General features: G+C 64.4%; 1 pseudogene. It reads left to right on the top strand.

Annotated features, from left to right (window positions below):
- Positions 1–298 (top strand): annotated as a pseudogene (locus C662_RS20615) (efflux RND transporter periplasmic adaptor subunit); the annotation flags it as partial.

Raw genomic sequence — 298 nt, 5'->3', positions numbered from 1 at the left:
TGGAATGCCTTTGCTGGCGAAGGCCATGATCATGGCGATGAAGGTCCAGTTGTGGCAGGAGGCAATGGGCCACAACGGCAAGCCGATGGCAGTGTCTTTCTGCCAAAGCCGGCACAACGCCAGATCGGTGTTCGCACGTTGGTTACGGAAGCCGGCGAATTGCCGCGTACCACCGCGCTGGCCGGCAAGGTGGTCATGGACCCGAATGCCGGCGGAAAGGTGCAGGCCATGGTGGCTGGGCGCCTGGAGGCGGGCCCGCAGGGGTTGCCAAGCGTCGGTCAGGCCGTGAAGAAGGGGG

This window comes from Thauera sp. 28 (genome assembly GCF_000310145.2).
GTDB lineage: Bacteria > Pseudomonadota > Gammaproteobacteria > Burkholderiales > Rhodocyclaceae > Thauera > Thauera mechernichensis.
This window is presented reverse-complemented; position numbering and strand designations above follow the sequence as displayed.